The sequence below is a fragment of the Clostridium sp. CAG:265 genome, from assembly GCF_000436575.1.
In the GTDB taxonomy this organism is placed as follows: Bacteria; Bacillota; Clostridia; order Clostridiales; family Clostridiaceae; genus Clostridium; species Clostridium lentum.
The window spans coordinates 1-14,968 of record NZ_FR886615.1 but is presented as its reverse complement, the minus strand read 5'-3'; the positions used below and the strand labels follow the sequence as shown (position 1 = coordinate 14,968).

13 protein-coding genes and 1 other annotated feature are annotated in these 14,968 nt (G+C 34.3%); all 13 genes read right to left on the bottom strand.

Features of this window, described 5'->3' with window-relative positions; all coding sequences use genetic code 11:
* Positions 1 to 184: 184 nt before the first annotated feature.
* Positions 185 to 2,251 carry an elongation factor G gene (gene fusA, locus Q5O29_RS06450; protein ID WP_022212149.1) on the bottom strand — a complete coding sequence of 689 codons (2,067 nt, stop codon included), beginning with the start codon at positions 2,249 to 2,251 and terminating at the stop codon, positions 185 to 187.
* Positions 2,252 to 2,327: 76 nt separating this feature from the next.
* Positions 2,328 to 2,798 carry a 30S ribosomal protein S7 gene (rpsG, locus tag Q5O29_RS06445; RefSeq protein WP_022212148.1) on the bottom strand — a complete coding sequence of 157 codons (471 nt, stop codon included), beginning with the start codon at positions 2,796 to 2,798 and terminating at the stop codon, positions 2,328 to 2,330.
* Positions 2,799 to 2,960: 162 nt separating this feature from the next.
* Positions 2,961 to 3,338 carry a 30S ribosomal protein S12 gene (rpsL, locus tag Q5O29_RS06440; RefSeq protein WP_022212147.1) on the bottom strand — a complete coding sequence of 126 codons (378 nt, stop codon included), beginning with the start codon at positions 3,336 to 3,338 and terminating at the stop codon, positions 2,961 to 2,963.
* Positions 3,339 to 3,389: 51 nt separating this feature from the next.
* On the bottom strand, positions 3,390 to 3,632 hold the full coding sequence (locus Q5O29_RS06435; RefSeq protein WP_186835302.1) for a ribosomal L7Ae/L30e/S12e/Gadd45 family protein: 243 nt from the start codon (positions 3,630 to 3,632) through the stop codon (positions 3,390 to 3,392).
* Positions 3,633 to 3,785: 153 nt separating this feature from the next.
* The gene (rpoC, locus tag Q5O29_RS06430; protein WP_022212145.1) at positions 3,786 to 7,319 is read right to left on the bottom strand and encodes a DNA-directed RNA polymerase subunit beta'; all 3,534 of its coding nucleotides are present in this window, start codon (positions 7,317 to 7,319) and stop codon (positions 3,786 to 3,788) included.
* Positions 7,320 to 7,340: 21 nt separating this feature from the next.
* Positions 7,341 to 11,069: a DNA-directed RNA polymerase subunit beta gene (gene rpoB, locus Q5O29_RS06425; protein WP_022212144.1), complete on the bottom strand. Its 3,729-nt coding sequence runs from the start codon at positions 11,067 to 11,069 to the stop codon at positions 7,341 to 7,343.
* 290 nt (positions 11,070 to 11,359) lie between these two features.
* Positions 11,360 to 11,725 carry a 50S ribosomal protein L7/L12 gene (gene rplL / locus Q5O29_RS06420; RefSeq protein WP_022212143.1) on the bottom strand — a complete coding sequence of 122 codons (366 nt, stop codon included), beginning with the start codon at positions 11,723 to 11,725 and terminating at the stop codon, positions 11,360 to 11,362.
* A gap of 52 nt (positions 11,726 to 11,777) precedes the next feature.
* Positions 11,778 to 12,281 carry a 50S ribosomal protein L10 gene (gene rplJ / locus Q5O29_RS06415; protein WP_186835321.1) on the bottom strand — a complete coding sequence of 168 codons (504 nt, stop codon included), beginning with the start codon at positions 12,279 to 12,281 and terminating at the stop codon, positions 11,778 to 11,780.
* 36 nt (positions 12,282 to 12,317) lie between these two features.
* Positions 12,318 to 12,440: a sequence feature (ribosomal protein L10 leader region), on the bottom strand.
* A 42-nt stretch (positions 12,441 to 12,482) separates the two neighbouring features.
* A complete protein-coding gene (gene rplA, locus Q5O29_RS06410) occupies positions 12,483 to 13,172 on the bottom strand; it encodes a 50S ribosomal protein L1 (protein ID WP_022212141.1) in 690 nt (229 codons plus the stop codon).
* 59 nt (positions 13,173 to 13,231) lie between these two features.
* Complete coding sequence (gene rplK, locus Q5O29_RS06405; RefSeq protein ID WP_022212140.1) at positions 13,232 to 13,657, bottom strand: 50S ribosomal protein L11; 426 nt, start codon at positions 13,655 to 13,657, stop codon at positions 13,232 to 13,234.
* 70 nt (positions 13,658 to 13,727) lie between these two features.
* A complete protein-coding gene (nusG, locus tag Q5O29_RS06400) occupies positions 13,728 to 14,249 on the bottom strand; it encodes a transcription termination/antitermination protein NusG (protein WP_186835320.1) in 522 nt (173 codons plus the stop codon).
* Between the two features lie 38 nt (positions 14,250 to 14,287).
* The gene (gene secE / locus Q5O29_RS06395) at positions 14,288 to 14,518 is read right to left on the bottom strand and encodes a preprotein translocase subunit SecE (protein ID WP_022212138.1); all 231 of its coding nucleotides are present in this window, start codon (positions 14,516 to 14,518) and stop codon (positions 14,288 to 14,290) included.
* A gap of 59 nt (positions 14,519 to 14,577) precedes the next feature.
* Positions 14,578 to 14,727, bottom strand: coding sequence for a 50S ribosomal protein L33 (rpmG, locus tag Q5O29_RS06390; RefSeq protein ID WP_186835300.1), 150 nt, complete (start codon positions 14,725 to 14,727; stop codon positions 14,578 to 14,580).
* Positions 14,728 to 14,968: the final 241 nt, after the last annotated feature.

Here is a 14,968-nt window from a genome sequence, read left to right as displayed (position 1 = left end):
CTTCTTTCGAATTTTTGCTTTGCCATTTGCAAATTCCTCCTTTTTGGAAATAAAATTATATGATTCATACTAATTATTATTATAATTAATATGTTTTCTAATTCATTATTTATATTTTTTAATATTTGTAATATTGACTATTATTATAATCAATATTACAAATAGTTATTACTTAATTAGTTAATTATTTAGCTCTATTACCAGCTATTTGTTCTTGAATGTTCTTTGGAACTTCTTCATAGTGATCAAATACCATTGAATAAACTCCTCTACCTTGAGATCTTGATCTTAAAGTAGTAGCATATCCAAACATTTCAGATAATGGTACGAATGCTCTTATAACTTGAGCTCCATTAACTGCTTCCATTCCTTCCATTCTACCTCTTCTTGAGTTGATATCACCGATAACATCTCCCATGTACTCTTCTGGTACAGTTACTTCAACCTTCATCATTGGTTCAAGTAATACTGGGCTTGCTTTTTGCATAGCATTTTTGAATGCCATAGATCCAGCAATTTTGAATGCCATTTCTGATGAATCGACTTCGTGGTATGAACCGTGAACTAATTTAACTCTGAAGTTAATAACTTCGTATCCAGCGATTATACCATTCTTAGCTGCTTCTTGGATACCAGCATCGATAGCAGGAATGTATTCTTTTGGAATAGCTCCACCAACGATAGCATTTTCAAATACGTATTCACCTTCAGTTGGTTCCATTTCAATAACAGCGTGACCGTATTGACCTTTACCACCTGATTGCTTAGCATATTTAGCTTCAGCTTTAACAGCTGATCTGATAGTTTCTTTGTAAGCAACTTGAGGAGCACCTACGTTACATTCAACTTTGAATTCTCTTTGTAATCTATCAACGATGATATCTAAGTGTAACTCACCCATACCAGCGATGATTGTTTGACCAGTTTCTTGATCTGTCCAAGTCTTGAAAGTTGGATCTTCTTCAGCAAGTTTAGCTAAAGCTAATCCCATCTTTTCTTGACCAGCCTTAGTTTTAGGCTCGATAGCAACTTCGATAACTGGTTCTGGGAATTCCATTGATTCTAATATGATTGGTGCATTTTCATCACATAAAGTGTCACCAGTAGTAGTGTTCTTTAATCCGATGATTGCTCCTAATTCACCTGCTTCTAATGCTTCAACTTCTTCTCTAGTGTTTGAATGCATCTTAACAAGTCTTCCGATTCTTTCTTTCTTACCTTTTGTTGAGTTAAGAACGTAAGAACCACTGTTCATTACACCTGAATAGATTCTTGTAAATGCTAATTTACCAACGAATGGGTCAGTAGCAATCTTGAATGCTAAAGCAGACATTGGTGCATCGTCTGAAGCTGGTCTTGAATCTTCTTCTCCATCTAAGTTTGTTCCAGTTACAGCTGGAATATCTAATGGTGATGGTAAGTAAGCAACAACACCGTTAATCATTTCTTGAACACCTTTGTTCTTGTATGAAGAACCACAAATACATGGTACTATTTCATTAGCTATAGTAGCTTTTCTTAAAGCAGCATGTAATTCTTCTTCTGTTAATTCTTCACCTTCAAGGTATTTTTCCATTAATGTTTCATCAGTTTCAGCGATAGCTTCTATCATAGCCATTCTGTATTCTTCTGCTTGATCAGCTAATTCTGCAGGAATTTCTTCAATTCTTACATCTTTACCTAAATCATCATAAGTAATAATAGCATGGTTTGATATTAAGTCAATCATACCTTTGAATTCTGATTCAGCACCTACTGGTATTTGTATTGGAACTGCATTAGCTTTTAATCTATCTCTTACAGTGTTAACACATCTGAAGAAGTCAGCACCTGTAGCATCCATTTTGTTTACATAAATCATTCTTGGTACTTTGTACTTATCTGCCTGTCTCCAAACAGTTTCAGTTTGAGGTTCAACCCCACTCTTAGCATCAAGAACTGTTACAGCACCGTCAAGAACTCTTAAAGATCTTTCAACTTCTACTGTAAAATCTACGTGTCCTGGAGTATCTATTATGTTTAATTCGTGTCCATTCCACATACAAGTTGTTGCTGCAGAAGTAATTGTTATACCTCTTTCTTGTTCTTGAACCATCCAGTCCATAGTCGCAGCACCTTCGTGTACTTCACCTATTTTATGGCTTCTACCAGTGTAGAATAATATACGCTCAGTTGTTGTTGTTTTACCAGCATCAATGTGAGCCATGATTCCGAAGTTACGGAATTTGTCTAATGGATATTTTCTAGCCATTGTATATCCTCCTCTCAATGAGTAATTTTATATTCGACAAAACTGCTTTGGCATAAGCCAAAACAGTTTCAGTTTATTAGTATCTGTAGTGAGCGAATGCTTTATTAGCTTCTGCCATTTTGTGAGTGTCTTCTCTCTTCTTAACAGCAGCTCCAGTATTGTTAGCTGCATCTAATAATTCTCCAGCTAATCTTTCAGCCATAACTTTTTCGCCTCTTTTTCTAGCAGCTGCTAGTATCCATCTTAAACCTAAAGTTTGTCTTCTCTCTGGTCTAACTTCTATTGGAACTTGGTAGTTAGCACCACCTATTCTTCTAGCTTTTACTTCTAATAAAGGCATAACATTGTTTAAAGCTTCTTCGAATACTTCTAAAGCATCTCTGCCTGTTTTTTGCGCCATTATTTCAAACGCATCGTAGCATATTTTTTGAGCTACTCCTTTTTTACCATCTTCCATAACATTGTTTATTAACTTAGTAACAACCTTTGAGTTATACATTGGATCTGGTAATACATCTCTTTTAGCGATAAATCCTTTTCTTGGCACTTTTCTTCCCTCCTTAATCACTTTTTACTTTTAAGTCATCGGTACTCGGCAACACTTTACATTTGCCGCAAAGTGCTTCGCTTCTTACATCTATATAAATCTAATTAAATTTCTTTAAATCTATGTAAATGCCGAAGATAAGCACTATCTTAGTTTAAGAAACTATTTTTGTTTTGGTCTCTTAGCACCGTATTTAGATCTTCCTTGCATTCTGTTAGCTACACCAGCACAGTCAAGTGCCCCTCTTACGATGTGGTATCTAACCCCAGGAAGGTCCTTAACTCTACCACCTCTTATAAGAACAACGCTGTGCTCTTGTAAGTTGTGTCCTACACCACCGATATATGCAGTAACTTCGAATCCATTTGTAAGTCTTACTCTGGCAACTTTTCTTAAAGCTGAGTTAGGCTTCTTTGGAGTAGTAGTCTTAACAACTGTACAAACTCCTCTTCTTTGTGGACATTCATTTAATGCTGGTGCTGTTGATTTGTTAGCAGCAGATTTTCTTCCTTTTCTAACTAATTGGCTTATAGTTGGCATTTTTTCACCTCCTGAAATTTATTTATCTATATAAATAAGATAAACACAAATTTATTTTTCTATGATTAATGTTGCTGCACTTCTAACTTCAATACCGCTCATCAATCCTAGTTCCTTCATTGTAGAAACTTCTACAATTTTTATGTTTTCTTTTTCCGCTAGCTCTATCAAAGGTGATATCAATCTAGCGTCTGCATCATTAGCTACATATAAAACCTTGCCTTTGCCAAGTTTTATAAATTTTAGACATTGTTTTATTCCAATAACTTTCTTTTCTACAATCTTGTCTAACATGAATCCCCCTCCTAATCTTAGTTCAGGGAGGCATGCTTCAACAAGTTTGCCTCCATGAATCATGTAGACAATCATATTGTAGTGTAGCTTTATAAATCACACAATTGGTATTTTATCATTTAAGCATACACATGTCAATAAAATTGCACTGTATTATTCTATAGTATTTGTAATTTCGACTTCTTCCTCATCGCCTTTTACATCTACATTTAATGATCTATATTTCATCATACCTGTACCAGCTGGAATTAACTTACCTATAATAACATTTTCTTTCAATCCAACTAGTGGGTCTATCTTACCTTTAATAGCTGCTTCTGTAAGAACTCTAGTAGTTTCTTGGAATGATGCTGCTGATAAGAAACTATCAGTTGCAAGTGCAGCCTTAGTGATACCTAATAATGCGATTTCACCTTGTGCTTCTTCTCCACCAAACTCTCTAACTCTAGCATTTTCAGCATTGTAATCGAACATATCTATCATAGTTCCTGGTAATAATTCAGTATCTCCTGGTTCGCTTACTTTAACCTTTCTAGTCATTTGTCTAACAACAACTTCTAAGTGCTTATCGTTGATATCAACCCCTTGAAGTCTGTAAACTTTTTGTACTTCTGAAAGTAAGTATTCTCTAGCACCATCAACACCTTTAATAGCCATAATATCATGTGGATTTACTGAACCTTCAGTAATAACATCCCCAGCTTCTATTATGTCATCGTTAGTTACTTTTAATCTTGATCCAAATGGAATTTCATAACTACGTTCTTCGCCTTCAGCTGTCATTACGTGTACCGTTCTCTTCTTCTTAGTTTCTTCAACTCTTACAGTACCACTAACTTCTGAAACTATAGCAAGCCCCTTTGGTTTTCTAGCTTCAAATAATTCTTCAACTCTAGGAAGACCTTGAGTGATATCGGCACCGGCAACCCCACCTGTATGGAATGTTCTCATTGTAAGCTGAGTACCAGGTTCACCGATTGATTGTGCAGCTATTATACCAACAGCTTCACCAATATTTATTTTTTGTGCTGTTGCTAAGTTCATACCATAACATTTAGCACAAACACCTATTTTACTGTTACATGTGAATACAGATCTTATTCTAACTTCTTTAACGCCTGAATCAGCTATCTTATCAGCCATGTGAGATTCAATAAATGTATCTCTTGGTAATAATAATTCACCTGTTTCTGGGTGGAAGATATCTTCAGCTGTATATCTACCATATAATCTTTCAGCTAATCCTTCGATTACTTCGTTTCCTTCTTTAATTTCAGAAACTAATAATCCTTCTTCAGTTCCACAATCTATTTCTCTTACGATAACATCTTGTGATACGTCAACAAGTCTTCTAGTTAAGTAACCTGAATCGGCTGTCTTAAGTGCTGTATCGGCATTACCCTTTCTCGCACCGTGTGTTGATAAGAAGTATTCAAGTACGTCAAGACCTTCTCTGAATGATGCCTTGATTGGTAACTCGATAATCTTACCTGATGGAGCAGCCATAAGCCCTCTCATCCCTGCTAATTGTTTGATTTGTGCCTTAGAACCTCTGGCTCCTGAATCAGCCATCATGAATATTGGATTAAACTTATCCATACTATCCATAAGTGCGTTGGCTACATCTTCAGTTGTCTTAGTCCAAGTAGCAATAACTCTCTCATATCTTTCATCATCAGATATGAATCCTCTTTTGTACATCTTTTCTATCTTATCTACAGTTGCTTCTGCTTCAGCTAGTAAAGTGTACTTAGCTTCTGGAACGACCATATCAGACGCTGCTACTGTAATAGCACCAATTGATGAATAGTGGTATCCTAAAGCTTTTATGTTATCTAACATTATTGATGTGTTAGTTGGACCGTGCTTAATATAACACTTATCAATAAGTTTTCCTAATGTCTTCTTAGTAATTAAGAAATCAACTTCAAGATTAAACATAGTTTCTGGATTTTCTCTATCAACATATCCTAAATCTTGTGGAATTGATTCATTGAACATTATCTTACCTACAGTAGTCTTAATTATTCCATGTTTCATTTCACCATTAACTTCTCTAAACATTCTTACATTGATTAATGCGTGAATATCTATAGCTTTAACGTTGTATGCCATTATAGCTTCGTCTACTGATGCAAAATAACTTCCTTCACCTTTACATCCTTCTTTATCCATTGTTAAATAGTATGAACCAAGAACCATATCTTGTGTAGGAACACAAACTGGCTTACCATCAGATGGTTTCATGATATTTCCAGCTGCAAGCATTAAGAATCTTGCTTCTGCTTGAGCTTCTACTGATAATGGAACGTGAACCGCCATTTGGTCACCATCGAAGTCAGCATTGTATGCTGTACATACTAATGGGTGAAGCTTGATTGCTCTACCTTCAACTAATACAGGTTGGAATGCTTGAATACCAAGTCTGTGTAGAGTAGGAGCACGGTTAAGTAATACTGGATGATCAGTAATAACTTCTTCAAGTATATCCCATACTTGATTGTTTACTCTTTCTACCATTCTCTTAGCACTCTTAATATTGTGAGCTATTCCATCTTCAACTAGTTTCTTCATTACGAAAGGCTTGAATAATTCTAAAGCCATTTCTTTTGGTAAACCACATTGGTACATTTTTAATTCAGGTCCAACAACGATAACTGATCTTCCTGAATAGTCAACTCTCTTACCAAGTAAGTTTTGTCTAAATCTACCTTGCTTACCTTTAAGCATATCTGATAATGATTTAAGGGCTCTGTTTCCAGGACCTGTTACTGGTCTTCCCCTTCTACCGTTATCTATAAGAGCATCAACAGCTTCTTGAAGCATTCTCTTTTCATTTCTAACGATTATATCAGGAGCTCCTAAATCTAAAAGCTTCTTTAATCTGTTATTTCTGTTGATAACTCTTCTATATAAGTCATTTAAATCAGATGTTGCAAATCTTCCACCATCTAATTGAACCATTGGTCTTAAGTCTGGTGGTATTACAGGAATTACGTTTATAACCATCCATCTTGGATCATTTCCTGATTTTCTGAAAGATTCTACTACTTCTAATCTTCTGATAACTCTTATTTTCTTTTGTCCGCTGCTAGTTTTTAGCTCTTCTTTTAATTCTTTTGATTGAGATTCTAAGTCTATTTCACCTAGTAACTCTTGAACAGCTTCAGCACCCATTCCAGCTACAAAGCTTTCTTCACCAAACTTATCTACTGCTTCTCTATATTCTTTTTCGCTTAAAAGCTGTTTCTTTAATAAAGAAGTTTCCTTTGGATCAATAACTACATAAGAAGCAAAATAAAGTATCTTTTCAAGTGCTCTTGGTGACATATCTAAAAGTAATCCCATTCTAGATGGAATACCTTTGAAGTACCAAATGTGAGAAACGGGAGCAGCAAGCTCTATGTGCCCCATTCTTTCTCTTCTTACCTTAGCTTTAGTAACTTCAACACCACATCTATCACAAACAATACCTTTGTATCTTACTCTCTTATATTTACCACAATGACACTCCCAGTCTTTCATAGGTCCAAAAATTCTTTCACAGAATAGACCATCTCTTTCAGGCTTAAGTGTTCTATAGTTAATTGTTTCAGGTTTTTTAACTTCACCTCTTGACCATTCTCTTATCTGATCTGGGGAAGCTAATCCTATTTGTATAGCATCAAAATTGTTTAATTCAAACAAGGGTATATCCTCCCTTCAATATTAGTGTTCATCGTTGACAAAATCGTCTAAATCTAACTCTTCATGGAACCCATCTAATGTAAATGCATCTAAATCTATATCTTCTTCAACATCTATGTCAGCATCTACTTCATTGTTATCATTAGCTGAAATATAACTATCATCTGCAACAGATTGTGTATTTCCTAAATCTTCAGTTCCCTCTATGTTAACTTCTAAATCTTCTATATCATCTTCGCTAAATTCTTTTAATTTAACTTCTTCGTTATTATCATTTAATACTTTAACATCTAAGCATAAAGCTTGTAATTCTTTAATAAGAACCTTAAATGATTCTGGTACTCCTGGTTCAGGGATGTTTTCTCCCTTAACAATAGCTTCATATGTCTTAACTCTTCCTACAACATCATCTGATTTAACAGTTAATATTTCTTGTAATGTATGAGCAGCACCATATGCTTCTAAAGCCCAAACTTCCATTTCCCCAAATCTTTGACCACCAAATTGTGCCTTACCTCCTAATGGTTGTTGTGTAACAAGTGAGTAAGGTCCTGTTGATCTTGCGTGGATCTTATCATCAACTAAATGGGCAAGCTTTAAGATATACATTATACCTACCGTTACTTCATTATCAAATGGTTCACCTGTTCTACCATCGTATAGTACAGTCTTTCCATTTGCATTATATCCAGCTTCTTCTAAATATTTTTCAATATCTTTTTCTGTAGCACCATCAAATACAGGAGTAGCTATGTGCCATCCTAATTTGCTTGAAGCCCATCCTAAGTGAACTTCTAATACCTGCCCGATATTCATACGTGATGGAACCCCTAATGGATTTAAACAAATTTGTAATGGTCTACCATCTGGTAAGAATGGCATATCTTCTTCTGGTAATACTCTTGAGATAACCCCTTTATTACCGTGACGTCCAGCCATCTTATCCCCAACAGAAATTTTTCTCTTTTGAGCGATATAACATCTAACAAGTTCATTAACTCCTGGATTTAATTCATCACCGTTTTCTCTAGTGAATATCTTAACATCAACTATGATACCAGCTTCACCATGTGGTACTCTTAATGATGTATCTCTTACTTCTCTAGCTTTTTCACCGAAAATAGCTCTTAATAATCTTTCTTCAGCTGTTAATTCAGTTTCTCCCTTAGGTGTTACTTTACCAACTAGGATATCCCCTGATCTAACTTCAGCACCAATTCTGATTATACCTCTATCATCAATGTTTTTAAGAGCATCTTCACTTACGTTTGGTATGTCTCTTGTTATTTCTTCTGGTCCTAACTTAGTATCTCTAGCTTCACATTCATACTCTTCAATGTGGATTGAAGTAAATACGTCTTCTCTAACTAATTCTTCTGAAATTAGCATCGCATCTTCGTAGTTATAACCTTCCCAAGTTATGAATCCCATTCTGATGTTTTTACCTAATGCTATTTCTCCTAAATCTGTAGCTGGACCATCTGCTAATACTTGGTTCTTAAATACCATTTCTCCCTTATCAACTAAAGGTCTTTGGTTTATACAAGTACCTGGGTTACTTCTCTTAAATTTAAGTAATTTATAAGTATCAATTCCACCGTCTGCATCTCTCTTGATTCTGATTTCATCAGCACTTACATAAACAACTGTACCTGAGTTTTTAGCCTTAGGTAAAACTCCTGAATCAGCAGCTGCTCTATACTCAATTCCTGTACCAACGATAGGTGCTTGTGGCTTTAATAATGGAACCGCTTGACGTTGCATGTTGGCTCCCATCAGTGCTCTAGAAGCATCATCGTTCTCTAAGAATGGAATCATTGCTGTTGCAACAGAAACTATTTGTCTTGGAGATACGTCGATTAAATCTACTTGTGATGCATTAACTACTAATGTATCATCTTTATGTCTTACAGTTACTCTACTTTCAACAAACTTATTATCAGGTCCAATCGATTCCTTAGCTTGTGCTATTAAGTATAAATCTTCTTCATCAGCTGTGAAGTATCTTATTTCATCTGTAACCGTTCCAGTTTCTTTATCTACAATTCTATATGGAGTTTCAATAAATCCATATTCATTAACCTTAGCATAAGTTGCTAATGAGTTAATAAGACCTATATTTGGTCCTTCAGGAGTTTCTATTGGACACATTCTACCATAATGAGAATGATGAACGTCTCTTACTTCAAACCCAGCTCTTTCTCTTGAAAGTCCTCCTGGTCCTAAAGCTGATAATCTTCTCTTGTGAGTTAATTCTGATAATGGATTTGTTTGATCCATGAATTGTGATAATTGTGAGCTACCAAAGAATTCTTTTATAGCAGCTGCAACTGGTCTTATATTGATTAGCATTTGTGGTGTAATAGCTTCTTGGTCTTGAATAGTCATTCTTTCCTTAACTACTCTTTCCATTCTTGATAAACCAATTCTAAATTGGTTTTGAAGTAATTCACCAACAGATCTTAATCTTCTATTTCCTAAATGATCAATATCATCTGTATAACCTATACCATAAGCTAAACCTATTTCGTAACTAATTGTTGCGAAAATATCGTCTCTAACTATATGTTTTGGTATTAATCTAGTGATATTTTTCTTTATTTCTTCCTTAATTGTAGCTTCATCATCATAATTGTCTAATATTTCCATTAGAGTTAGATAATGAACAGCCTCTCTTATATTTAAATCACTTATATCAAATGGTACAACCTTATTGATATCTACAAAGTAGTTACCAATTACTCTAACTACTCTATCTTCAACTAATACATCTACGGAATTTATTCCAGCACATTGTATTGCTTCAGCCATTTCTCTGCTAATTTTTTCACCTTGTTCAACCATTACTTCTCCAGTTGAAGGGTTAATAATGTCAACAGCAGCGATTTGATTTATTAATCTTAAATTAATAGCTAACTTTCTATTAAATTTATATCTACCTACTCTAGATAAGTCATATCTTTTAGCATCAAAGAATAATGAATCAATTAAAGATACAGCGCTATCCACAGTTGGTGGTTCACCTGGTCTTAATCTCTTATATATTTCTAATAATGCTTCTTCTCTAGTTTTAGTATTATCTTTTTCAATTGTAGCCTTAAATCTTTCTTCTTCACCAAAGTACTCAAGTAACTCTTGGTCGCTTCCATAACCCATAGCTCTTGCTAAAATACTTATAGGTAACTTTCTTGTCTTATCTATTCTTACATAGATAACATCATTTGAATCGGTTTCGTACTCTAACCAAGCACCTCTATTAGGTATTACAGTTGAAGCAAATAATTTCTTACCACTCTTATCAATTGTGTTGCTGTAATAAACACCTGGTGATCTAACTAACTGGCTTACAACAACTCTCTCAGCCCCGTTAATTATGAAAGTACCTTGCTCAGTCATTAATGGGAAATCTCCCATAAATACTTCTTGTTCTTTTATTTCTCCAGTATCATTGTTAGTTAGTCTAACTGATACTTTTAGTGGTGCCGCATAAGTAGAATCTCTCTCTTTACACTCTTCCACTGAGTATTTAATATTATCCATATCTAGTTTGTAGTCTACAAACTCAAGTACAAGATTTCCAGTAAAATTTGATATAGGATTTATATCATCAAATACTTCAAGTAATCCTTCTTTAAGGAACCACTCATACGAATCTAATTGTACTTCAATTAAATTTGGCATTTCGGTTACATCTTTAACCTTAGCAAAACTCATTCTTGTTCTTTTTCCGACTTGGACAGGATGTACCATGAATCTTCACCCCTTGTATAAAAGTAAAATAACCAAAAGCATAATTTCCCTAAGGACTTTTGCTTTCGGAGAGCATCACGTTCTAGTATAACCAACCATTAGTTAATTATACCTATTTTCTTAAGAATATATAATATCCCATATTGAATAGTACATTTGATAATAGTATCATAACCTTAATCATTTGTCAATATTCACTTTTTCTTTTTTCTTTCATTTTTCTACCGTTACATATAAAGGCAAGAAAAAAGGTGCTATAAAGCACCTTTTATATATAATTTCTAAAGAAATTATTTAACTTCTACTTCAGCTCCAACTTCAGCTAATTTAGCTTTCATGTCTTCAGCTTCTTCTTTAGAAACAGCTTCCTTTAATGTCTTAGGAGCTCCATCAACTATTTCCTTAGCTTCTTTTAATCCTAATCCAGTTAATTCTCTAACAACTTTGATTACTTTAATCTTGTTAGCACCAGCGTTAGCTAATACTACGTCGAATTCTGTTTTTTCTTCTGCTGCAGCACCTGCAACAGCTCCACCTACAACAGCAACTGGAGCAGCAGCGCTAACACCAAATTCCTCTTCGCAAGCAGTTACTAATTCGTTTAATTCTAAAACTGTCATTTCTTTTATAGCTTGAATGATATCTTCTCTTGTCATTTTAATTGCACCTCCAAAAATTTTAAAAAACAATGTGTCTTATATCAGTTTATTATTCAGCTGATTCTGATTCTTTTTTATCTTTAATTGCATTAATTAAATATGCAAAGTTTGATAATGGAGCTTTGAAGCTTCCAAGAAGTTTTGCAATAAGCACTTCTTTTGATGGGATAGTTGCAAGTTTTTCAACTCCAGTCTTGTCATAAACAATACCGTCAACAATACCAGCTTTTAACTCTAATTTCTTGTGATCTTTAGCGAAGTTATTTAATACTCTTGCTGGAGCAGTAGCATCTTCGTATCCGAATGCTATTGAAACTGGCCCTTCTAAGTATTGAACTACATCACCTAATCCTAATTCGTTAGCAGCTCTTGTTACTAAAGAGTTTTTGTAAACTTTGTATTCAACACCAGCTTCTCTTAAACTCTTTCTTAGCATCGTATCTTCTTCAACTGATAAACCTTGGTAATCAGCTAAAACAACACCTTGAGCTTTTTCTAACTTTTCTTTGATTTCAAGAACTTTAGCTTCTTTAATTTGTCTGTTCTTCTTTATCACTGTGTGTCCACCTCCTCACAGTTTAAAAACTGTTTTCTTAATAAGAAAGGTCTTCCTTGTAGACGCAGGAAGACCCAATATATAATCGGAACTCCTCGGTAGGTAACTATTACGTCTTGCGACACCCACTGTCTACGGAAGTTATATTCTTTTTTTCAACAAAATTTATTATAATATAGACTTTTTTTTATGTCAATACTAATCTAAAACTTTTGTTGGGTTAATTTTAGCTCCAGGACCCATTGTGCTTGAAACAGATACAGATTTGATGTATTGTCCCTTAGCAGCAGCTGGTTTAGCTTTTACTAAAGCATCCATTAAAGTCTTGAAGTTATCTTGTAATTTTTCTGCACCGAAAGATTTCTTTCCGATTGGGCAGTGAACGATAGCAGTTTTATCAACTCTGTATTCAACCTTACCAGCTTTAATATCAGCTATAGCTTTAGCTACATCAAATGTAACTGTTCCTGATTTAGGGTTTGGCATTAATCCCTTAGGTCCTAATACTCTACCTAATCTACCAACAACACCCATCATATCTGGAGTTGCAACAACTACATCGTAGTCAAACCAGTTTTCACCTTGGATCTTTTGAACTAATTCATCAGCTCCAACGAAATCTGCTCCTGCTTCTTGAGCTTCTTTAGCTTTATCACCTTTAGCGAATACTAAAACTTTTACTGATCTACCAGTTCCATGTGGAAGAACTACTGCTCCTCTTACTTGTTGATCAGCATGTCTTGGGTCTACCCCTAATCTTACGTGTAATTCGATTGTTTCATCGAATTTTGCTTTAGCAGTTTTAACAGCTAAATCTAAAGCTTCAGCTGGTGTATATAAAACGCTTTTGTCAACTAATTTTGAACTTTCAACATATTTCTTTCCCATTGTTATGCCTCCTTTGTGGTTTTAGCGGTTTTTACCTCCCACTATTTAAAAACTTAGAATTACTCAGTTATAGTAACACCCATACTCTTAGCTGTTCCTTCGATCATGCTCATAGCAGTTTCGATTGATGCAGCATTTAAATCAGGCATTTTTAATTCAGCAATTTTTCTAACTTGCTCTTTTGTTAAGCTACCAACTTTAGTTCTGTTTGGTACTCCTGAACCGCTTTCTAATCCTAATTCTTTTTTAATTAAAACTGCAGCTGGTGGAGTTTTTAATATAAAGCTGAATGATCTATCTTGATATACTGTAATTACTACTGGTATTATTAATCCAGCTTGGTTAGCAGTTTTTGCGTTGAATTCCTTACAGAATCCCATGATGTTAACACCGTGTTGTCCTAATGCTGGCCCAACTGGTGGTGCTGGTGTTGCCTTTCCTGCAGGAAGTTGTAATTTTATCATTCCTGTTACTTTCTTAGCCATTTACTATTCCTCCCTATAATGTGGTAATACGGACTTTTTGCCCTCCCACTTAATTAAACATTAGTTTTTATTAAACTAATTTTTCTACTTGGTTAAAATCTAATTCGGCTAAAGTTTCTCTGCCGAACATGTCGATTAAAGCTTTCATCTTGTGCTTTTCTAGATTGATTTCCTGGATAATAGCCACGAATCCTTTTAAAGGTCCAGAGATAACTTCAACACTCTCCCCTACTTCTAAATCAATTTCTATAGCACTTTCTGAAATGCCCATAGATTCAACTTCTTCATCAGTAAGCGGAACTGGTTTAGATCCTGGTCCAACAAATCCTGTAACTCCTCTTGTATTTCTAACAACGTACCAAGACTCATCTGTCATGAACATTCTTACAAGAACATACCCTGGAAATTTCTTTTTTAAAGAAACTTTTTGTTTACCATCTTTTTCTTCGATAACTTCTTCCATTGGAACTTGTATATCTAAAAGTAAAGATTCAAGGTTTCTATTTTCTACAGTTTTTTCAAGATTAGCTTTAACCTTATTCTCATAACCTGAGTATGTATGTACTACATACCATCTTGCTCTTTCACTCATATTTACTCTAGATGAGAAACTCACCTAAACCTCCTTTATTACAAATTAAAAATAAACTTAAAGAGGTTTGTAAAAATTAAATCTAACCCGCCAACTAATATTAAATATATTAGCACGACTACTCCTACAGCAATTAATGCTTTTTTAGTATCATCTTTTGAAGGCCAAGTTATCCTCTTAACTTCTGCTTTCATCTCTTTAAAGAATTTAAAGTGATTATTCTTTTCAGAAGCCTTACTTTTTATATTTACATTTTCTTTAACAGCCATCACTTCACATCCTTAAAACTATTGTGAATATGTGTCATTTTTAAACAAGCTAATTAAAATTATTTTGTTTCTTTGTGATTAGTATGTGTCTTACAGAATCTGCAATACTTCTTCATTTCCATTCTGTCTGGATTGTTTTTCTTGTTTTTCATTGTGTTGTAGTTTCTTTGCTTACACTCTGTGCATGCTAATGTTATTTTAACTCTCACAGTCTGCACCTCCAGTTATTAATTAATATATTAAGTCTGTATGCTATTGTGCTATTCATATTCATTAATTACTTAAACACTCTAACATAAAGGCTTTATTATGTCAATAATATTAGCTTTCTAAAGGACTAGGTAATGAAACCCAGTCCTTTTCCAATATTACTTAATATCATTATATTATATTAAACATTTTTTATGTTAAAGTAGGAATTATCCTAAAACTTTAGTAACAACTCCTGAA

Bases quoted from the DNA above. Each gene is read 5' to 3' on its own strand.
- fusA (WP_022212149.1), bottom strand. From the start codon at position 2,251: ATGGCTAGAAAATATCCATTAGACAAATTCCGTAACTTCGGAATCATG.
- rpsL (WP_022212147.1), bottom strand. From the start codon at position 3,338: ATGCCAACTATAAGCCAATTAGTTAGAAAAGGAAGAAAATCTGCTGCT.
- Q5O29_RS06435 (WP_186835302.1), bottom strand. From the start codon at position 3,632: ATGTTAGACAAGATTGTAGAAAAGAAAGTTATTGGAATAAAACAATGT.
- rpoB (WP_022212144.1), bottom strand. From the start codon at position 11,069: ATGGTACATCCTGTCCAAGTCGGAAAAAGAACAAGAATGAGTTTTGCT.
- rplL (WP_022212143.1), bottom strand. From the start codon at position 11,725: ATGACAAGAGAAGATATCATTCAAGCTATAAAAGAAATGACAGTTTTA.
- rplA (WP_022212141.1), bottom strand. From the start codon at position 13,172: ATGGGAAAGAAATATGTTGAAAGTTCAAAATTAGTTGACAAAAGCGTT.
- rplK (WP_022212140.1), bottom strand. From the start codon at position 13,657: ATGGCTAAGAAAGTAACAGGAATGATAAAATTACAACTTCCTGCAGGA.
- nusG (WP_186835320.1), bottom strand. From the start codon at position 14,249: ATGAGTGAAAGAGCAAGATGGTATGTAGTACATACATACTCAGGTTAT.
- secE (WP_022212138.1), bottom strand. From the start codon at position 14,518: ATGGCTGTTAAAGAAAATGTAAATATAAAAAGTAAGGCTTCTGAAAAG.